The sequence below is a fragment of the Corynebacterium propinquum DSM 44285 genome (genome assembly GCF_000375525.1).
Lineage (GTDB): Bacteria > Actinomycetota > Actinomycetes > Mycobacteriales > Mycobacteriaceae > Corynebacterium > Corynebacterium propinquum.
The window spans coordinates 84878-105425 of the sequence record NZ_AQXC01000003.1; the positions used below are offsets into that span (position 1 = coordinate 84878).

Below are 20548 nucleotides of genomic sequence, written 5' to 3' on the forward strand. Positions count from 1 at the left end.
CGTTGTAGCCTCGCCAGGTAGAGCGCAACTGCTAAGGTTTGCCCTTGTGCAGGAGAACAATACGCAGCTTGACCAAGATATTGCCCGGATGACCTCTGGCGCCGACGGCGATGCACCCCAGTCTAAGTCAATGACCTTCGGGGCTGCCTGGCGCGATCTGTCACATGGCCTGAAGCAGCACGAATTGTGGCTGCTACTGGGTTTGCAAGACATGAAGCAGCGCTACCGACGCTCGGTACTGGGGCCGTTCTGGATCACTATCGCCACCGGTGCCATGGCGACTGCACTGGGCTTTTTGTACTCCATGCTGTTTGATATCCCCACCGCGGAATTCCTGCCGCACGTGACTGTGGGCTTGATCATGTGGACGTTCATTTCGGGTTGTTTGAAAGACGGCTCGATGATCTTCATCGATAACGAGGGCCTGATCAAACAGCTACCCGCCGCGATTTCTGTGCACGTGTACCGGTTGGTGTGGCGCCAACTGTTGTTCTTGGCGCACAATATGATCATCTGGGTCGCGCTGATCATCATCTTCCCCCGCCACTTGGGCTGGGAAGTGCTGCTGGCCATTCCCGGGCTGGTGTTGTTGGTGCTCAACGGCGCGTGGGTATCGATGTTCTTCGGCATCATCGCCACCCGTTTCCGTGACGTCGCCCCGCTGCTGGAGGCGCTGACTCAGCTACTGTTTTATGTCACCCCCATCGTGTGGACGGTGCGCACGTTAGAAGAACAAGGCGGCGACGGCATCGAAGGCCCAGCCCGCCTGGTGGAGCTGAATCCACTGTTCCATTACCTCGAAATCGTCCGCGGCCCGCTGATCGGCCAGCCTGTCGACGCCTACCACTGGTGGGTCGTTGTCGGCTGCACCGTCGTCGGTTTCGGTCTAGCCCTGCTGGCGATGAAGCGCTGGCGTTTCCGTGTCAGCTACTGGGTTTAATTTAGCTGGGTTTAATCCTGCGGGATTGTTTAAGGAGTTTCCATCATGGTCTCAATCGATACCTATAACGCCTGCGTCGATTTCCCGATCTTCGATGCCAAGTCGCGCTCACTGAAAAAAGCAATGCTATCCACCGCCGGCGGCGCGTTGGGCAAAAACGCCAGCAACACTGTCGTCGTCGAAGCACTGCGTGACGTCAATTTGCACCTACGCGAAGGCGACCGCGTCGGGCTCGTCGGCCACAACGGCGCCGGTAAATCCACCCTGCTGCGCCTGCTGTCGGGCATCTACGAGCCCACTCGTGGCAGCGCCGATGTTCGCGGCCGCGTCGCCCCTGTCTTTGACCTGGGCGTAGGTATGGACCCGGAGATTTCGGGTTACGACAACATCATCATCCGCGGGCTGTTTTTGGGCCAGTCGCGCAAGCAAATGGAAAAGAAAATGGACGAGATCGCGGAGTTCTCCGAGCTGGGCGACTACCTGCGCATGCCGCTGCGTACCTATTCCACGGGTATGCGGGTGCGCTTGGCGCTGGGTGTGGTCACCTCTATTGAGCCGGAGATTTTGCTTCTCGACGAAGGCATCGGCGCCGTGGATGCCGCCTTCATGGCCAAAGCCCGCGTGCGCCTGCAAGAGCTGGTCAAACGCGCCGGTATTTTGGTGTTTGCTTCGCACTCCAACGATTTCTTGGCGCAGTTGTGCAACACCGCGCTGTGGGTGGACAAAGGCGAGATCCGTTCCGTGGGCCGCGTGGAAGACGTCGTCGAGGATTACGAAGGCATCGAGGCCGGTAATTACGTGCGCGATCTGGTGCGACGTTTCCAGAGTTAAGCGTTTCCAGAGTTATCCCCAACCTCAGCAATAGAATGGATTCCATGACAGCTTCTTCTGCTTCGCCAGAGCCGACCTCTACGCCGTCGCTGCACCGTACAGGCACCACCGCCGCGGTGATCGTGACCCACCGCCGCGCCAAGCTGCTGCGCGCCTCGCTCGAGCAGGTAGTTGCGCAAACACACCCGGTTGACTGGATCATCGTCGTCGACAATGGCGCGGAAGCTGCGGTGGAAACGCTTGTCGACGAATTAGCTGGCGAGCGTGGCCACTATTTGCCGAGCCACACGAACCTAGGTGGTGCCGGCGGTTTCGCTTATGGTTTTCTCACGGCCCTCGCGCTGGGCGCGGATGCCATTTGGTGTGCCGACGACGACGGCCGCCCCGCCGATGAACACGTGCTGGACAAGCTGTATTCCGTGGCCGAATCCCACGGGCTGCACCAGGTCAGCCCAGTCGTGTGCAATATCAACGATCCGCAGCGCCTGGCCTTTCCGCTGCGGCAGGGCCTGGTTTGGCGTCGGCGCGTGAACGAGTTGGACGGCGAGTTTTTGCCGGGCATCGCCTCGCTGTTTAACGGCGCGCTGATTTCGGCTGCCGCCATGGAACAGATCGGCGTGCCGGATTATCGTCTGTTTATCCGTGGAGATGAGGTGGAATACCACCGCCGCCTGGTCAATTCCGGTTTACGTTTTGGCACGTGCCTGACCGCGGCGTATTTACACCCGGATGGTGCCGACGAGTTCAAGCCGATTTTCGGCGGCAAGATGCACACGCAATTTCCCGATAATCCAGGCAAGCGATTTTTCACCTACCGTAACCGTGGTTATATCTTGTGGCAGCGTGGAATGAAGAAGCTGTTGCCGCAGGAATTCGCCCGCTTTGGGTGGTTCTTCTTGGTGCAGCGTCGTGATTTCGCTGGTTTTAAAACCTGGTTGCGCCTGCATAATCGAGGACGCACGGAAGATTTCCGTCGACCTCAGGGCTAAGAAAACTGTTACCTGGGCTTTGCAGGTAGCGCTATGACACCGCTGTCGGCTGCCCGGGCCGGGAGCGTGATTAATTTAGACTGTCCAAGGTTTGCCGTAGTTTATATCTGGGCTGCTGGCATGAGGAAACGGGGCAAGAAGATAAGCACTCATCCAAGGACACGGAACCCTCCAGAGATGAAGATCCTGCCGATTCCACACTATGCCACCATATTCATCTCCGGTTTCAGCTTGCGCTGGCCAAGGCCGTGGCACACCCACATAATTCATTGGAATAGTAGCTCTACGCCCCACCGGATCCATCCACTCAAAGTCGTCCTCCCAGCCCTCGCAAGTAATACCACTGAAATACACAAAAACTTCTTTTGGTGTGCCGGGGACTTCGTGAGGATTGTCCAGGATTAATTCTTCATACCAAATATCATGCTCAACTTGCTTACCTCTTTCTATCCAATCCAACACCTCATTTTCACTAAAACTGGCGCCAGCAAGGACCTGCGTACCCCACCTCCTATCCATATTATCCAGCGGCTTTCGGTTGACATAAGCTAGAAAAATCTTGTCAGGTGGAGCAGGCTGCAAAGTATTTTTCATTGATTCCATCGACCCCATCAAGGAACCTCACAATCTGGCGTTGGGGGCTGCGCGTTAAATCGGCTCCGCGTTTTTAAAAATGAACATACGCTGCACGAAGAAGTTGATGACCGTGGCAGTACCCTGCGCGATCACGAACGAAGCCGCCAGCGCAATCGAGTCTGCCCAGCCGAAAACTTCCGAAAACAACTCGAAAAGCAGGCGCGAACCACCGACGTTAATCAGATACGTCATCGTGTACAGCAACGCCACCGCCGCGAAGCGTCGGAAGGATTTCTGCGCCCGGAACGTCCACGCACGGTTCAACAAATACGCCGTCAGCGTGCCAAAAATAAAACCAACGGTACGAGCCCAAAACGGAGCCAACGCTTCCAGGCCGATCTGTAAAATCCACGTCAACGAAAAGTCCACGATCGCGGCAACGATGCCCGTGAGCAAGAATTTCAGCGACTGCGTCTGCAGCTTCTTCGAATCATCCACCGACGACGAACGCAACGCCTGCACCGCGGAAAACTTAGGCATGAAACTCACTCGACTTTCTCGGCAAACAACAACTGCACAGATCCTACCTAACCGGCAGCGTCGGTACCGCGCAACACAACCCGATACACATCCAGCCGGTCCACCGGCGCCACCGCCGCGACACACTGCGCCAACACGGAAAGCGAATCTGCGCACAACTGGCGTGGCTTAGTGCTCTGGTTTGTCTGGCCAGGTTGCCCAGAATCTCCCAGCGCAGCAAACAACACCCCGGCGATCTCGTCGGTCATTTCCGGCCCACCCATGCACGAAAGGCCCAGCACACAAGCCCAAAACGCTTCCCGACGCCGCGGCTCGGTTTCCAGCGGCAACTGTTCCAACCGCGCGCGCACCTGCGCATCGACCGTGCACTCTCGGCGCACGTCAACCGCCTGCAACAACGGCACCAGATCCGTCACGCCGGAGCGGCGAATCAACGCCCCCACTTCCGGGTTTACCTCTGCCAACACCTGATCAATGGCATCCGGCCCGGTCAACTGCGCGTTAATCGCGGTGAGATCAAATTTACTGCCCAAAAACGAACCCGAGCCACCAACGCACAACGCCACCGGGGTTTCCTTATCGCGCGGGTAAGTCTCCACGGTCTGTAGCTGAAAGACCCACAGGCCCCAGTGAAAATTCAACCACGCGTGCTCGCGGCCCAGGTATTCACCAACCAGGTGCTGCGGGTCGACGCGGGAGGTTTCCGCAGGCGGGGCCGTCGGCAAGCGGCCCGTCGTCGTGAAATGCCACGGGGTTTGCTCGTCGTGCAGGTCAAAACAGGTAGCCAACACGTCGGCAAGCTCCGCCAAATCCAGGGATTCAGAGACCCCGATATGCCGGTGAATTTCATAATCGTCGAGCACCAGGGAAGCCCGCACGATGACAGTCCGCTCCCGCAAATACACGACATTGCTGTGCCTGAGCATGCGCCCCAGGGTAGACGAGCAGGCCAGAACACGTAGGCTTAAAGCATGTTCGGAAAACGGAAAAAAGACTCCTATGACACCGAAAATGACCGCCTGAACGGCTCATATGTCGCCTCGCAAGAAACCAACCTGCCGCTGGATGAGTTCATGACGCGCCTGTTCGCCGAGGAGCTTCCCATGCTGGATAGCACCTCCCGGCGCGAGGTCTACCGTCTGTTGCGCGAATACGACGGAGACACGATCACCTCACAGGACGAGTTGCCTGCCCCCATCCGCGAATTGATGGACTTATAGTAATAGTTATGGAATTACACACCAGCGAAGCAACCCTGCACGGCTGGGGCCGCACTGCCCCAACCCGCGCGCAAGTTCTGAGCACGGAAGACCTCGACACCATCGTCGACGCCGTCAAGCAGGTTGCCGACGACAACGCTGACAAGCCCGACCACCTCAAGCGCGGCGTCATCGCCCGCGGCATGGGCCGCTCCTACGGCGATCCGGCGCAAAACGCTGGTGGTTTGGTCATCGATATGCAGCGCTTCAACAAGATCCACTCCATCGACCCGGACACCGCCTTGGTGGTCGTCGATGGTGGCGTGACCCTGGATCAGTTGATGAAGGCCGCCCTGCCGTATGGCCTGTGGGTTCCGGTGCTTCCTGGCACCCGCCAGGTGACCATCGGTGGTGCGATCGGCCCGGATATTCACGGCAAAAACCACCACTCCGCGGGGTCGTTCGGCAACCACGTGGAATCGATGGAGCTGCTGGTCGCCAGCGGCAAGATCCTGACGCTGAAGCCAGAAGGCTCGGAGGATGACCCGGATGGTGAGTTGTTCTGGGCGACGGTCGGCGGCATGGGTTTGACCGGCATCATCGTGCAGGCGACGATCCGCATGACCAAGACCGAAACCGCGTTTTTCATTGCCGACGGCGATTTGACCAGCAACTTCGATGAAACCATCGAGTTTCATGCCGACGGCTCCGAGCACAACTACACCTATTCCTCGGCGTGGTTCGACGCCATCAGCCCGGAACCGAAGCTGGGCCGTGCCGCGATTTCGCGCGGCAGCTTGGCGACGTTGGATCAGCTGAAAGAGCTTTCCCCGAAGCTGGCGAAGGACCCGTTGAAGTTCAGCGCGCCGCAGCTTGTGACCGTGCCGGATATTTTCCCGAACTTCACCATGAATAAACTGACGATGAAAGCCGTCGGCCAGGCGTGGTGGCTGAAATCCGGTGAATACCGTGACCAGGTGCAGAACCTGACGCAGTTTTATCAGCCGCTGGATTTGATCGGCGAGTGGAACCGCGGCTACGGTTCGCGCGGCTTTTTGCAGTACCAGTTCGTGGTGCCGCGCGAAGCCACGAGCGAACTGAAATCCATCGTGCGCTCCATCCAGGCCTCCGGCCACTACAGTGCCCTGAACGTGTTCAAGCTGTTCGGCGAAGGCAACCGCGCGCCGCTGTCGTTCCCGATGCCGGGCTGGAATATCTGCGTGGACTTTCCCATCAAGCCAGGCCTGGGTCATTTCTTGGATGAGCTGGACAAGCGCGTGCTGGATTTCGGCGGCCGGTTGTACCTGGCGAAGGAATCGCGCACCTCTGCAGAGAAATTCCACCAGATGTACCCACAGATGCAGTCGTGGTTGGATACCCGCAATGAGATCGACCCGACCGGCGTATTCGCCTCCGATATGTCGCGTCGTCTAGAACTGCACTAATCCCGAAAAATTTTAAGGACCCTATTTTTATGTTGAATGCTGTAGGCCAAGCCCAGCACATTTTATTGCTCGGCGGAACCAGTGAAATTGGCGTTGGCATCGCCCGCGAGCTGCTCTCAGCTGGGCCAGCCAAGATCACCCTGGCGGCGCGCAAGGATTCGCCGCGCGTGGCTGATTCCAAGCGCACCCTGGAAAATGCCGGTGCCAGCGAAGTGAACGTCATTGATTTCGACGCCACCGATTACGATTCCCACCCTGGCGTGTTGGACGAAGCCTTTGCTGCCGGCGATGTGGATATCGCAGTGGTTGCCTTCGGCACCTTGGGCGACCAGGAAGAATTGTGGCAATCCCACGAAGCCGCGGTGGCTTCAGCCCAGGTGAATTACACCGGCCCGGTGTCAGTGGGCGTGGCACTCGGCCAGAAGATGCGCCAGCAGGGCCACGGCACCATCGTCGCGTTGTCGTCGGTGGCCGGTATGCGCGTGCGTCGTTCCAACTTCGTCTACGGTGCCGCCAAGGCAGGCATGGACGGGTTCTACGTCAACTTGGGTGAAGCCCTGCGCGATTCCGGCGTGAACGTGCTGGTCGTGCGCCCGGGCCAGGTACGCACCAAGATGTCGGCGGAAGCCGGCGAGGCGCCACTGACCGTCAACGTCGACGACGTCGCCAAGGCCACCGTCGAGGCGATCAAAGGCGGCAAGGATAATATCTTTGTCCACCCGCTGTTCCGCTACGTCTCGCTGGCGTTCCAGTTCATCCCACAGGCGATTTTCCGTCGCCTGCCGTTCTAAGCTTCCTGCCTGCCCGACAAGAAACCCTGAATGAACAAACCAGACCAACTCACCCGGCCCCAGATTTTCACGGCCCTAGCCTGCACGGGGCTGGGCAGTTTTGTTGCAGCGCTTATCGCCTGGGCCATCCTGGACCGGACGAATCTCCCGGCATTTAATACCTCCATGGTCACCCGCGGGCTGGCCACCGCCGTATCGGTGGGCTTGCTCGTGCTGGTGGCCGTGTTGCTGTGGCAGTGGCGCACAGCTGACCACCACCCCCGGTGGCGCGGCGCGCTGACCTACCTGGTCAGCTACCTCTCGCCTGCTGGGCTGACCATCGCGACGCTGGGTATTCCGCTTTCGGCAACCCGCCTGTGGCTCGACGGTTTGCAGGTGGATCAGCTGTTCCGCACGCAGTTCCTCACCCGCACCGCCACCAACTTCGGCTACCAGGACATGAATTACCTGGATATGCCCACCTACTACCCACTGGGTTGGTTCTGGGGCGGCGGGCGTTTGGCGAACCTGCTGGATATGCCCGGTTGGGAGGTCTACCAACCGTGGGCGTTGGTGTCCTTGGCGACGGCTGCTGCGTTGTTGGTTCCGGTATGGCAGGCCTTAACCGGCTCGCTGCCCTTGGCGACGACACTCGCACTGGCAAACACCGCGGTCACGCTGTCCATGGCAGCAGATGAGCCATATGCTGCCATCGTCGGCATGGGTATCGCCCCGGCTGTGGTGATGGCAGCCCGTGCGGTGCGTGGATCCTGGTTGGCCGTCGCAGGCGTGGCGGTCTACCTGGGCGTTTCGGCCACGATGTACACGCTGTTCGTCGGCGTGACTGCGCTGATCGCCATCGTGTTAACGATCCACTATTTCTGGACCGCAGAACGCAGCATCGGCCCATTCCTCCGCCTGGTGGTCATGGGGCTGAGCTCAATGGCGATCGCCGCCATCTCTTGGGGGCCGTACCTGTACCTAGTGGCCACCGCGGACTATAAGCCATCCTCGGTAGCACAGCACTTCCTGCCTTCCGAAGGCACACAGGTTCCGCTGCCGTTTTTCGAATTTTCTGCCCTGGGCTTTTTCAGCCTGCTGGGTCTGCTGTACTTGGTGCTGCGCAGCACGCGTCGTCCGTTGCTAATCGCCACCATCGTGCTCTACGGCTGGGTGCTGGCGTCCATGCTGATGACGCTGCTTGGTTCCACCCTGCTGGGCTTCCGCATTGAGTTGCCGATCGCGCTGATCCTCTCGACCGCCGGATTTTTCGCCCTCGCCGATACGGACCGCACGAAAGTGGTGCACTTTTTCGAATCTCGCAAAATCAACCTGTCCGCCCGCCAGATTTCCGGCGCTTTCACCGTGCTGTTGGTGGCGGCCAGCATCGGCTACGCGCAGCAGATCTCCGTGGCCAACGAAGACGAAATCGACCACGCCTATACCGATACCGACGGTTATGGCGAGCGCGCCGACCAATACGCCCCGGGTTCGGCGAAGTACTTCCCAGAGATCGTCGCCACGCTGGGTAGTGCTGGTCACTCGCCGCAGCAAACGGTGCTGTTGACCGACGAGAACTCGCTGCTGTCCTACTACCCGTATTACGGTTTCAACGGCTTCACCTCGCATTACGCGAACCCGATGGGCCAGTACACCGAGCGCAACGACATCATCAAGCACTGGGCGGAAGCATCGTTCGACGAGCTCGCGGACCCGCAGGATTTCGCCGCTGCGTTGGAAGATACCGAGTGGAAAGGCCCGGATGTCTTTGTCTTCCGGGGTGATGAGGACGACGAGGAATTCAAGACCCACATCGCGGTGGATCTGTTCCCCAATAACCCGAACGTGGCCTACGAAAGCGTATTTTTCAATTCCGAGGTATTCGCGGATGACGCACTGTGGGATATCGAACAAGTCGGCCCTTATGTGGTGATTAGCCGCACCAAATAAGGGCGCCCAATAGTGTGCTGTCACCGGGCCAGAACATGGGCCAGAACAAGGGCCCCATCCAGAGCCCAAACCAGGGCCCAGTCAAGACCAGTTTTCGGCCGCGGCTGGGCTAAACTGACACGTTGTGTCACCTCAACCTCTCAACCCCCAGGCAGTCGGAACCGAGGAATCTGCACAGCGAGCAGCCAGTGCACAAAGCGCCTCGAACCCCACCGCAGCTGCGCGCGCACACAAGCTGCAACTCACGGCGATCATCACCGGCGTCGTGGGCTTTTTGCTGTTTATTGCCACCCCGCTGCTGCCGGTTAACCAGACGCAGTCGTCGTTCGCGTGGCCACAGAATGGCTCACTGAATTCCATCAACGCGCCGCTGATTTCCGTGGCGCCGGAATCCTTCGAGGCCACGGTTCCAGTCGCTGCGTTGGATATGCTGCGCGACGAGCAGACGTTGGTGCTGGGCACTGTTCCGGAGGATTCCACTGAGGCCTCCAACCGTGGGCTGTTCGTGCGTTCTGCCGACGGCGGTTTGGATGTGTTCGCCTTGGACGAGGTTCTGCTGAGCTTGCAAGAATCCGAGGTCGCAGCGCTTGCCGACGACGCGCTGATCGAGATTTCGGTGACCGCGGATGGCACGAAGGTAGCCGTCGGCAAGCATTCGGAAAAAACCGAGGACGATCTGCGCCCGCAGGTCACCGGCATTTATTCTGAGCTGGAGGACACGCCGGAGAACGTGGCTGCGCTGACCGCTGCCGGCCTGGATGTGGATGTGGAGATCAACTCGCGGTTTACCTCCACCCCGACGCTGGCGAAATCGCTGGCGATGGGCCTGGGCGTGTTTTTCATGGTGGTCGCGCTGATCGCGTTGGCGCGGATGGATCTGTTGGATGGCCGCAAGGATCTGAAGGTGCTGCCAGCGCGCTGGTTTAAGCTCCGCCCGCTGGATGGCCTGGTGGTGGCCGTGCTGGCATTTTGGCACGTATTTGGCGCGAATACCTCGGACGACGGCTATATCCTGACCATGGCGCGGGTGACCGAGCACGCGGAGTATATGGCGAATTATTATCGCTGGTATGGCGTGCCGGAATCGCCGTTTGGTACCCCGTATTACGATTTGTTGGCGCTGTTTGCCGCGGTGTCCACGAACTCTCTGTGGATGCGCCTGCCCGCGCTGTTGTGCGGCATTGCAATCTGGTGGGTGCTTTCGCGCGAAATCCTGCCGCGCTTGGGCGAGATGGTCAACGACCGCCGCGTGGCGCACTGGACCGCCGCGCTGGTGTTTTTGGCTTTCTGGCTGCCGTTCAACAACGGCATCCGCCCGGAACCATTCGTCGCCCTGGGCGTGGTGCTCACCTGGGTTTCTTTCGAACGCGCCATTGCCACCCAGCGTCTGTTGCCAGCGGCAATCGGTACGTTCATCGCGACGGTCACCCTGGCCGCGGGCCCGACGGGTCTGTTCGCGGTCGGTTCCTTCTTGATCGCGCTGCCGTACCTGATCCGCATTCTGCGCTATCGCCTGCAACTGCTGGACGGCGGCACGCTGGCGGCCGCGGCGATGATCGCGCCGTTTATGGCGGCCGGAACGATGATCATGGTGATGATCTTCAACAATCAGACCATCGCGACGGTGTTGGAATCCACCCGCGTGCGCGGTGAGGTCGGCCCGTCGCTGGAGTGGTTCTTCGAGTTCGTCCGCTACCAAACCCTGTTTGAGCAGACCGTCGACGGCTCGTTTACTCGCCGCTTCGGCCCCGTGGTGATGTTCGCCTGCATCGCGCTGATCCTGTACGCGTTCGTGCGCGACCGGAAAATGGCGAATGGCCCAGCATTGCGTTTGGTGCTGATCGTGTTCGTCTCGCTGTTTTTCTTGATGTTCACCCCGACGAAGTGGACCCACCACTTCGGCATCTATGCCGGTATCGCCGCCGCGATTGCCGCCTTGGGCGCGGTGGTGCTCTCGCAGGTGGCGGTGCGTTCCCGGCGCGCCCGCGTGTTCTCGATCGCGGGTGTGTTGTTCCTGTTGGCGTTTACTCTGGCTGGTTGGAATGCCTGGTGGTATGTGTCGTCGTTTGGTATTCCGTGGTGGGATCGCACGATCCAGTTGCGCGGGATCGAGGCCACCAACGTCGTGTTGCTGCTGGCCCTGTTGGTGCTGCTGGTCGGTGTGATCTATTCTTTCCGCACCCCGAAACCGGAGCGTAATACGCGCTGGGCCGGTGTGATGGCTGCCCCCATCGCGGTGGTGTCGGCGCTGGCGGTGGCATTGTCGCTGGCGTCGTTCGCGAAGGCCTTTGCAGATCAATACCCTTCGTATTCCGTGGGCAAGGGCAACCTGCAGGCTCTCACCGGTGACCACTGTGCGCTTGCCGACGACGCCTTGCTGGAAACTAACACCAATGACGCGTTTTTGACTCCGGTCGACGGCGAGCTCGGCGAATCGCTGGCGGCGGGGCAATCGCGTGGTTTTGATCCGAATGGTGTGCCGTCTGAGATCGAGCCGGATGGTGGTGATTCCGCTGCTGTCGGCGTGATCGGTGATGCTGATTCTCCCACCAGCGCTGGCACGGGCTCGGAATCGACTGAGGAAACCGAGGACGGCAACCGCGCGGATGCTGGCGTGAATGATTCCACGATCCGCCTGCCGTTCAACTTGGACTACAACCGCGTTCCAGTGCTGGGTTCGTGGGCGGATGAATCCGAGCCACAATCCGCTGCCGAACTGACCACCGGTTGGTACCAGATGCCGGAGCGCCGCGAATCTGCCCCACTGTTGGTGGTCTCTGCCGCCGGGCGTATCGCCCACCATGACATCAACGGCATTGAGCAAGAAGGCGAAGAGCTGTTGCTGGAATACGGCACCCGCGGTGCAGATGGCAAGGTCACCAACACCAAGAAAGTGGAGATGATGGACGTCGGCCAGCGCCCCGACTGGCGCAACCTGCGCTTCCCGCTGGATGAAATCCCGGACGACGCCAATGTGGTGCGCCTGGTGGCCGAGGATTATTCGCTGGACCCAGAAGACTGGATCGCCGTGACCCCGCCACGTAACCCAGAATTGGAGCCGGTCAGCCAGCGCTTCGACAACGACACCCCGGCGCTGCTGGATTGGTCGACGGCCTTCCAATTCCCGTGCCAACGCCCATTTGATCACTACGCTGGCGTCACGGAGATCCCGGAATTCCGCGTGCTGCCGGATTCCGATGCCCAATCCCAGCTGGGTGGTTTCCAGGACTACTACGGCGGTGGCGCGATGGCCACGGCAGAGGCAGTGAACTGGTCGTATGAGATCCCGGGCTACCTGGATGGTGACTGGAACCGCGACTGGGGCGCGGTGCACAAATACGAGCTGCGCCGCGATTCTGCAGGCAATGCCCCGGATGAAGCTACGATCGACTACACCGAACACACCCGCAGTGGTTTGTGGCACAGCTCGGATATGAAAATCCGCGACGAACGGAGTTAAGTAATGGCAGCAGCGATTTTTGCCGTCAGCTTGCTTGCCGTGGTGATCCTGCCCGGCTTGTTGGTTGGTTGGCGGGCGCGCCTGTCGATGCCCGTCGCATTAATGGCGGCACCGGCGGTCACGTTCGGCATCGTCGCTGCTGGCGTACAGATTTCTCACGTCTTTGGCGCCGGTTGGCGCGTGCCGACGGCCGTGGTGACACTCCTGGTTGCCATCGTGCTGGCGGAGCTGTGGGGACGGTTGGTGCCGAAGCCTGCGACCCAGACGCGCCTCTGGGAAGCCAAGGACTGGCTCCCGGTCGCCGGTGTGTCCGCGGGAACGCTGACTATCGGCGGGATGTACTGGAACTACCTGGCGGCTATGCCGCACGGCATCAACAACATCTTCCAGGGCTGGGATGCGCACTGGCACGCGAATGTGCTGGCATTCATCAGTGAAGAAGGTATCGCTGCCCCGGGCGCGATGGGTGCGTTGCATCACCAGTTCACCGATGCGCCCATGTATTACCCCACTGCGTGGCATTCCGTGGTCTCTATTCCTGCCCATTGGGTGGATCTCACGACGATGGCCGAGTACAACCTGGGCTCAGGCATCATGCTGGCGCTTGTCACCCCGTGGGCGGTGGCCGCGTTGGCGAGTATGTTGGGCGGGCGTGCCGTGGCCGGTATCGCTGGTGCGGGTACCGCTTTTTTCCCGGCTTTGCCGTGGATTGAAATCCGCGTTGCGGCCATCCCTGCTGCCACCTCGATGATGCTGGGCGCGATGGCAGCTGTGCTTACCATTCATTGCCTGCGCGATCGCCGGGCCATCCCGTTCGCGATTCTGGCGTTATTTGGCGCATTGAGCAGCCAGCCGCAAGGGTTGTTGGTCGCAGTATTCCTGGTGCTTTTCTACTGGGTATTCCACGCCTTGTTTGCTCCGACGCGCTCACGGTTGGGGGATTTCCTGACTTTGGCCGCGGTGGGCCTGGGCGCGGTGGCTACGGCGATTCCGGCTGCTGTGTTCTTGTTTGGCAACGAGGATGCAGAAGATTTCGGTGATTTCGCCCGGACCTTCGAAGTCCCGGGAATTGACCGCGCAGAAAGTTGGCGCTTGGCTGCCGGGTTATTGACCCGCCACACGAACGAATTTGGGCCCACGTGGCACCTGTTGCTCATTGGTGGGATTGGCGCGCTGGTTTTGCTTGCCCGCAAAACGGTCTGGCCCATCCTGCTCTGGGGCTTTGGCGTGGCACTTTCTGCCCACGCCATGAAGTATTTTGAGACTCCAGTGGGTGATTTCCTGCAAAACCTCGTCGGCCCGTTTTATTCGGATGCCCGGCGCATCAACGTCTGGGTGTCCCTGCTGGTAGCTGCCACGAGTGCGCTGGCGCTGGGATGGATCATCCACACTGTGGCGGCGGCCATCAACAAAGACCGCATCCGTAAACTACCCGTCACAGTCGGGGTCACCAGCGTCGTCATCGCCATCGTGGCCGGTACCGCCCTGGTCACGCTGCAAGAACCAGCGCGGCGATTGTCGCAAGATTCCCGTTCTGGCCGGCTGGTCAGCGAGCGCGACCAACGCGCCTATGACTGGCTAGCGCAGCAACCGAAAGCCTACGACGGGCATGTGTTCGTCAACCCTGATGAAGGCAACGGCTGGATGTATGCCTACAACCGGCTGCCGTCGACATCCCGGCATTATTACTTCACCGGCGCTGTGGAACCAGAACTGACCACGCTTTTCCATCACCTGGATGAGGCCGGATCGGGCACCGCCACAGGCGAGGACGTCGACAGAATCCTGGAGCGCATGGACATCAACTACGTGTTCATTAGCCCACCCAATTTTTGGGGCCCGCATTTGCAACCACCGAATGATGTCTTGTTGAACCTGCGGGATACCGCACCCGGGTTGACTGAGGTCTACCGCAACCATGAAGTCAGCATCTATGCCGTCGATGAGATGTTTAGTGACGCGGAACTGGACAAGATCCTCAGCGATAGTCCGTACCCGCCGCAGACACAATAGCGCGCAGGGCGTAACCTTAAGGCCATGAAGGCTTTGGTTACCGGCGGCGCCGGATTCATCGGTTCTACATTGGTCGATCAGCTTTTGGCGCGTGGCGACGACGTCGTCGCCCTCGACAACCTCAGTCGGGGTAGCCGCGCCAACCTGGAGCAAGCCCGCGATCACGACGGGTTCAGTTTTGTGGAAGCCGACATCATCACCGGTGACCTGGAAGCCCTCTGCGCCGAGCACGAGCCGGAGGTGATTTTCCACTTGGCGGCGCAAATCGACGTGCGCCATTCCGTGGCGGACCCGTTGCATGATGCGCAAGCGAATATCATTGGCACGATTCGCCTCGCCGAAGCCGCGCGTAAAACCGGGGTGCGCAAAATCGTCGGCACGCCATCCGGCGGTTCTATTTATGGGGTTCCGGAAGAATACCCAGTCGATGAATCCACACCGATTGATCCGCACTCGCCGTACGCGGCCAGCAAGGCAGCCGGCGAGATTTATTTGAACACTTACCGGCACCTGTATGGTCTGGAATGCTCGCATATTGCCCCGGCTAATGTGTATGGCCCGCGGCAGGATCCGCACGGGGAAGCCGGTGTGGTAGCGATTTTCGCGCAGCGTTTATTGTCTGGTGAGCCCACCAAAGTCTTTGGCAACGGCAGCAATACGCGGGATTATATTTTCGTCGATGACGTAGTCGCGGCCTACCTGGCGGCTTCCGGCGCCGCGGGTGGTGGAGAACGCTTCAACATCGGTACGGGTGTGGAAACCTCCGACCGACAGCTGCACACCCTGGTTGCAAACGCCGCCGGTGCCCCCGACACCCCGGAATATGCACCGGCTCGGCTCGGCGATGTTCCGCGTAGCTGCCTAAGCCCTGCCAAAGCAGAGCAATTGCTGGGCTGGCGCCCGCAGGTTGATATCGCGGAAGGTGTGGCTAAGACCGTGGAGTATTTCCGCCGTTAGCCTCGGTATTTTCCGGCCGCGCGGTTTCTTCCGGCTGTGCGGTATTTTCCGGCCCTGGTGCCTGCGCATTACTCAGCGCCACCGCACGCGCCAAGCGGGCAAAGCGCAATTCCTGCTCGCGGAAGCGCAAATACGAGCTGATCGTGACAAACACGAAAGCCACGATCAACCCATACAGCATCAAATCAGTGCCGCGCTGCACGCCAACCAGCTGGGCAACCCAAGTGGTGGCATCCGGAAATAGCACCGCAAAAATGGCGATGACCAAAAACACCACAAAACCGATTTTCACGCCGGCTTTCGCGCGTGCTTTGCGGCGGTTGCTCAGGAAATACAGCGTCAACGCGGCCACGGCGATGACCAGCAGAATTTGAATCAATAGCATTTAATCGAGTCTCTTTCCCAGTAGCCCGTCGGCAAGAATATTGACACCATTGAACAGCGACTGGCCCTTCGACATCGAATATTCGGTATACAGCACGTCGACGGGTTCTTCGCCCACGGTCCACTCACCGCTGCCCATGATGTCGACAAACTCACTGGCGTGGCTCATGCCGTTCATGCGCAGCTGCAGCTCATTGCCAAAACGGTGCCCCATCACACGCAAACCATTGTGGGCATCGCTAAGACCCAGGCGCTTCAGCTTGGGCGACAGCGCCACCACGATGCGCAGCACAATGCGTTTGATCAGCGGAACCTGGGAAGATTCTCGTTCATAGGCGCCAAATCGCGTGCCGACGACAATGTCCAAGTCATCTTTGCGCAACCGGGCGATCATATTCTCTACATCGTGCACCTGGTGCTGGCCGTCAGCGTCAAAGGTGACAAAGATCCGCGCACCGGGTTGCGCACGGGCATATTCCACGCCGGTTTGGATCGCCGCACCCTGCCCCAGGTTCACCGGATGCTGCACCAGGTGCGCGCCGCCAGCCAGGATTTGTTCTGGAGAGCCGTCCTTGGATCCATCATCGACCGCAACGATATTCGGAAAAGTCTTCCGCGCGTTTGCGATCACGTCACGGATTACCGTCGCTTCGTTGAAGCACGGGATCACCAGCCACACATCGGAATATTTCATTAAGCGTTACTATATCCTAATCAGACACGTAATTTGCGCGAAGGCGCGCCAATGTGGCCACATGCCAGGCCACACCGGCCAATGGGCCTACCGCCAGGGCGAGCGCGGATCGGGTCACCAGGTCCAACGGCAACAGCAGCAACAAGATATACGCGATGGCTGCCGCCCACCAGCCCAGGGTGTATGAGCGGTGGCGCTGATGCGCAAGCACTGCCGAACCCGTCAGCATCAGCAGTGCCGTGCCCACCGATGCCGCCGTCAGTACCGCGAGCACCGGGCCAGACAGAATGAAATCCTCGGCCAGGAACAAGCCAAACAACCACGGCCCAATCGCCCAGGCCAGGCCCGCACCAACGATTCCGAGCACCACCAGCCCGGCCACCGGCGCGCGTAAAGCACCGAGCGGTTGTTCACGACGGCGCAGAAAAAACATGACGACGGCCGATTGGAATGCCGTGAGCGGCACCAGCAGCGGGGCTCGGGTGAGCATCACGCAGTACAGCAACGCGGCGATGGGCACAGCGGTGCTCGTCGGGGACAGTGCCAGGCTGAGATCCACGAGTGCGGGAAAACCGGTGACCATGAGCGCGGTCGCGGCGGTCGCGGCCATTGCAGCCAGGCTGTTGCGCCAGAACTGCCGGCCGGTGACATCGACTTCCGCATGCACGAAGCTGTGCCGGTCGCGGGAGGCGGCGATAACCAGGATCCAGGAAACAGCACCACAGACCGTGGCCACCATAAAGCCCACCTGGTAGCCAGCCTGCGGGATCATCTGCACAGTCAGATAATCCAAGGACAGCACCGCAGCGACGAGCAAACGAAATGCAGCGTCCATGCCCAACAGCGTGGCATAGCGATTCCAGCGTTCAGTGCCCGATAACAACCCCGCCACGGTTTGTTGCACGAAGATGCTCGCGACTCCGACGGCCATGAGAATGCCTGCCCACCACGGGTGTTCTGGTGCCACCGACGGTGCCCACCACAGTGCAGTCAGCGCCGCCAATATTCCCAAGGCCAGGCCGATGACACTACCGGTGCGCAGCGGCCTCGCCTGTTCAGCTGGCGCAATCAGGGCTGCTGGCTCGCCGTCTTGCTGCTGGTGCTGGTCCTGATCTTGCTGCTGTGCCGCCCCCACGGCGCGAGTGGTTTCTTGCAGCATGCCGTTGGCCACAGCAGCAACCGCAAAAAACGACGACCAGAACACCAGCCAGCGATCTGCACCATCGGTGCCCAATACGGCAGCAGCCAAGACCATGACCACGTAACCGCTGGCGGCGGCAAAAACCATCGCCACTGTCATCCAACGCACAAATACGCTCCTTTAGTTTTTCCCTATTCCGGCCTCTGATCGGAATAACACCCCATACGCAAACCGCAACAGCGGCGGTGGCAACACACGAAACGTATTACGCGCCAGGTAATTACACACCGCCCGCGGCCACGAGATCAGCCCATAGCTCACCAGGTTGCGTTGCAGCTGCCATTCGGACACAAACGATTTTCTGTGCAAGCGCCGCTGCAGCATTGCATCGTTAACCCGGAAGTACACCAAAGGTTCCGCTAAATTCGCCACCTTCGCACCGTGTGCCACCATGCGGGCGATGAAATCATAATCTTCTAATAATGCCACCGGCCGGTAGCCACCCACCGCGCGTGCGAGTTGTGTGCGCATCATGATGGTCGGATGATTAAACGGAGTTACCATTTTCACCTTCGCTGCAATATCTTCGGTACGCACGCCCGGGCGCCGCGCCACGATGAGATCTTCCGGCGCACCGACAGCATCACCGTCGAATTCGTACATCGCCGCGCCCACCAGGTCCAGGTCGTCGTCGACAAGCGCGGCTAGCTGGGCTTCGAAGCGGTGCAGCACGCACACATCGTCGGCATCCATCACCGCGGTAAAGGTAGTGGACACCTCAGCTAGACTGCGCTGCCGCGCGATCGCCGCACCGCAATTTTCCGGAAGGCGAAACAGCGTGATGCGCTCGGCATACTCCGTTAACACTGCATCCAGTTCCTGTGGCACCGGACCATCGACGGTGACCAGGATTTCGTCCGCCGGGCGGGTCTGGTGCAACAAAGAATCCAAGCACGCACGCAGAGCATCCGGCTGGTCCTTGTAATAGACCGACATGATGACGCTCAGGTCGGTGGGCGCTAGGGGCTCGTTTGACATCAGTGCCTGCCCCAAAAATCGGAAATTTCGCGGATGGCCGCACGGGCGGTAGTCGGCGTGGCGACGTGGCGGTGTGCGGTAAGTTCCTGCAGCATAACGCGCGTGCCGACGCCTCCAGCCGCCGAAATATCCGTGGTGTTTATGGTATTTGCGCTGGGGAAAGTCAGTGCTAAACCGTCGACAAGATCGGCGTGCTGCAGCAACAGATCCGCCCCGGCCCACTTACCCCACGCGGCTAGCTGGTCGGTGTCTGTGGTGGTAAATTCCGTGGTTCGCACCGATTCCAGAGCGCGACGCACGAAGGCACTGGCGTGTTTCGCGGTTGCCTCGGGTTGCAGCGGAAAGTGCACGCTCAACACCGCACGCTGGGAATAACCGGCCAGTGCCGCGATCTCCGGCTCCCACGACATCTCCCGTGCGGCACCGGCATACCACCAACCGCCGACCACCGCGACGGCCACGCCTCGTGGGTTTTCCGGCAGGTACCAGCGGCCGAATTCGTCGTCACGCGTGTCGATGCCCTGGGCGTAGGCAGTCACCGGCAGGGAATGATCCACCGCGCTGCCTAGCATGATCATCGCGGCATGCGTGATGCGATCCGGCAGGCGCGCTAGGTAGTTTTCGATCGCGGCGCGCTCGTAGGCACGCTGTTTACTGGGCTGGCCTGCTTCGACCTGCGCAGCCTCCGATTCCCAGCCCGCGGGTTTCTCATAGTGCGCATCAATAAACGACGCCAGCTGCTCCAAGCGTTCGCTTTCCGGCATCTCGCGCTCGTGTCCGCCAATCTGAAAATCGTCGTACATGCGGGCTTCTTCCGCACTCAAGCCTTCCGGGCGCTTCTTGCTGACGTTTTTATTGATCGCACTATTTTCCGTCATGGGTTGTAGTTTACGTGGCAACTCCAGATGGCTGATTCGGGAGTCTCAGTACCGGCCCCTCGGTACTATGGGGCCCAACAGCGATCCATGTGAAAGGAGTCTCTGATGACCGCAGTCGCAGAAATTTTTGATGCGAAATTGCAGCCAGGCAAAGAAGAAATCGCCGCACAATACGGCAACATCACCGATTTGCAGGGCTTTTACCGCCTGGTGGACCCAGCAGGGGAAGTCGGCATCGAAGTCTATGTCGGCACCGACGATTCCGAGCAGCTACGCCAGCTGCCACTGAGCTACCGCGCGGCCGACAACCTGGACCCACACGCAGCGGATAACCCGATCGTGTCCATGCAACATTCCGTACTGGGGCAGCGTTCCGTGGCCTACGGGCTGTGCGATTCCGTCGCCGTGGAACAGTGGGTGCGCGCCATGATGACCGGGCAGCGGGGTGCCGCATTTTCCAATGGCATCACCCCGATTTTCGCCATCCGTGGCACCGGAAAATCCCCCGATACGCACATCAGTGCGGTGAACCTGGACAAGGGCACTCCTGATTACGCGGAAGGCACCGTCAACGTCGACGGCGAGGTAAAACACTTCGAGCTGCACTTCCGCACAGAATTATCGCCCAGCGAGCAAGATGAAAAAGACACCTATGGCTTGCTGGGCGTGCACCGCGACAATGGCGAAGAATATGTCCTCGCCAGCCTCACGGTGAAATAACGCAGGCAGCTGCGCGCAAAGTA

The 20548-nt window shown here is 59.9% G+C and carries 19 protein-coding genes; 11 read left to right on the plus strand and 8 right to left on the minus strand.

Features of this window, described 5'->3' with window-relative positions:
* Positions 1-46: 46 nt before the first annotated feature.
* From wzm to glfT1, 3 genes are read left to right on the plus strand one after another with little or no spacing between them, the layout of a single operon-like run.
* Positions 47-940 (plus strand): galactan export ABC transporter permease subunit Wzm/RfbD, encoded by an 894-nt coding sequence (wzm, locus tag B142_RS0103810; RefSeq protein WP_018120221.1) that lies wholly within the window; start codon positions 47-49, stop codon positions 938-940.
* 45 nt (positions 941-985) lie between these two features.
* Complete coding sequence (gene wzt / locus B142_RS0103815) at positions 986-1771, plus strand: galactan export ABC transporter ATP-binding subunit Wzt/RfbE (protein WP_018120222.1); 786 nt, start codon at positions 986-988, stop codon at positions 1769-1771.
* A gap of 44 nt (positions 1772-1815) precedes the next feature.
* Positions 1816-2760, plus strand: a complete 945-nt coding sequence (gene glfT1, locus B142_RS0103820) for a galactofuranosyltransferase GlfT1 (RefSeq protein ID WP_051067297.1) — start codon at positions 1816-1818, stop codon at positions 2758-2760.
* Between the two features lie 75 nt (positions 2761-2835).
* On the opposite strand, the gene B142_RS13950 is transcribed toward glfT1, so the two are convergent.
* From B142_RS13950 to B142_RS11815, 3 genes are read right to left on the minus strand one after another with little or no spacing between them, the layout of a single operon-like run.
* Positions 2836-3372, minus strand: coding sequence for a hypothetical protein (locus B142_RS13950; protein ID WP_236658149.1), 537 nt, complete (start codon positions 3370-3372; stop codon positions 2836-2838).
* A 36-nt stretch (positions 3373-3408) separates the two neighbouring features.
* Positions 3409-3876: a GtrA family protein gene (locus B142_RS0103830; RefSeq protein WP_018120225.1), complete on the minus strand. Its 468-nt coding sequence runs from the start codon at positions 3874-3876 to the stop codon at positions 3409-3411.
* A 47-nt stretch (positions 3877-3923) separates the two neighbouring features.
* The gene (locus B142_RS11815; protein WP_155860926.1) at positions 3924-4802 is read right to left on the minus strand and encodes a hypothetical protein; all 879 of its coding nucleotides are present in this window, start codon (positions 4800-4802) and stop codon (positions 3924-3926) included.
* Positions 4803-4847: 45 nt separating this feature from the next.
* On the opposite strand from B142_RS11815, the gene B142_RS0103840 reads away from it, so the two are divergent.
* The 7 genes from B142_RS0103840 (at position 4848) to B142_RS0103870 (ending at position 15670) form a co-directional block, all read left to right on the plus strand.
* The gene (locus B142_RS0103840; protein WP_018120227.1) at positions 4848-5096 is read left to right on the plus strand and encodes a hypothetical protein; all 249 of its coding nucleotides are present in this window, start codon (positions 4848-4850) and stop codon (positions 5094-5096) included.
* An 8-nt stretch (positions 5097-5104) separates the two neighbouring features.
* Positions 5105-6520: a decaprenylphosphoryl-beta-D-ribose oxidase gene (gene dprE1 / locus B142_RS0103845; RefSeq protein WP_018120228.1), complete on the plus strand. Its 1416-nt coding sequence runs from the start codon at positions 5105-5107 to the stop codon at positions 6518-6520.
* A gap of 29 nt (positions 6521-6549) precedes the next feature.
* Positions 6550-7311: a decaprenylphospho-beta-D-erythro-pentofuranosid-2-ulose 2-reductase gene (gene dprE2 / locus B142_RS0103850; RefSeq protein WP_018120229.1), complete on the plus strand. Its 762-nt coding sequence runs from the start codon at positions 6550-6552 to the stop codon at positions 7309-7311.
* 30 nt (positions 7312-7341) lie between these two features.
* Complete coding sequence (locus B142_RS0103855) at positions 7342-9240, plus strand: galactan 5-O-arabinofuranosyltransferase (protein ID WP_018120230.1); 1899 nt, start codon at positions 7342-7344, stop codon at positions 9238-9240.
* A 124-nt stretch (positions 9241-9364) separates the two neighbouring features.
* Positions 9365-12700, plus strand: coding sequence for an arabinosyltransferase domain-containing protein (locus tag B142_RS0103860; RefSeq protein WP_018120231.1), 3336 nt, complete (start codon positions 9365-9367; stop codon positions 12698-12700).
* Positions 12701-12703: 3 nt separating this feature from the next.
* A complete protein-coding gene (locus B142_RS0103865) occupies positions 12704-14713 on the plus strand; it encodes a DUF6541 family protein (protein ID WP_018120232.1) in 2010 nt (669 codons plus the stop codon).
* Between the two features lie 24 nt (positions 14714-14737).
* The gene (locus tag B142_RS0103870) at positions 14738-15670 is read left to right on the plus strand and encodes a GDP-mannose 4,6-dehydratase (RefSeq protein ID WP_018120233.1); all 933 of its coding nucleotides are present in this window, start codon (positions 14738-14740) and stop codon (positions 15668-15670) included.
* On the opposite strand, the gene B142_RS11820 is transcribed toward B142_RS0103870, so the two are convergent.
* The 5 genes from B142_RS11820 to B142_RS12865 are packed head-to-tail and all read right to left on the minus strand — an operon-like array spanning position 15642 to position 19805.
* A complete protein-coding gene (locus B142_RS11820) occupies positions 15642-16055 on the minus strand; it encodes a DUF2304 domain-containing protein (RefSeq protein ID WP_018120234.1) in 414 nt (137 codons plus the stop codon). The genes B142_RS0103870 and B142_RS11820 overlap by 29 nt on opposite strands.
* Complete coding sequence (locus B142_RS0103880; protein ID WP_018120235.1) at positions 16056-16748, minus strand: glycosyltransferase family 2 protein; 693 nt, start codon at positions 16746-16748, stop codon at positions 16056-16058.
* Between the two features lie 16 nt (positions 16749-16764).
* Entirely contained in the window at positions 16765-18057 is a 1293-nt protein-coding gene (locus B142_RS11825; protein ID WP_155860927.1) for a polysaccharide biosynthesis protein, read from the minus strand.
* A gap of 12 nt (positions 18058-18069) precedes the next feature.
* Positions 18070-18927 carry a glycosyltransferase gene (locus B142_RS0103890; protein WP_018120237.1) on the minus strand — a complete coding sequence of 286 codons (858 nt, stop codon included), beginning with the start codon at positions 18925-18927 and terminating at the stop codon, positions 18070-18072.
* Complete coding sequence (locus B142_RS12865) at positions 18927-19805, minus strand: alpha/beta hydrolase family protein (RefSeq protein WP_018120238.1); 879 nt, start codon at positions 19803-19805, stop codon at positions 18927-18929. The genes B142_RS0103890 and B142_RS12865 overlap by 1 nt, the downstream gene beginning before the upstream one ends.
* Positions 19806-19910: 105 nt before the next feature.
* Between B142_RS12865 and B142_RS11835 the strand changes: the two genes are divergently transcribed.
* Positions 19911-20525, plus strand: coding sequence for a CG0192 family protein (locus B142_RS11835; RefSeq protein ID WP_018120239.1), 615 nt, complete (start codon positions 19911-19913; stop codon positions 20523-20525).
* Positions 20526-20548: the final 23 nt, after the last annotated feature.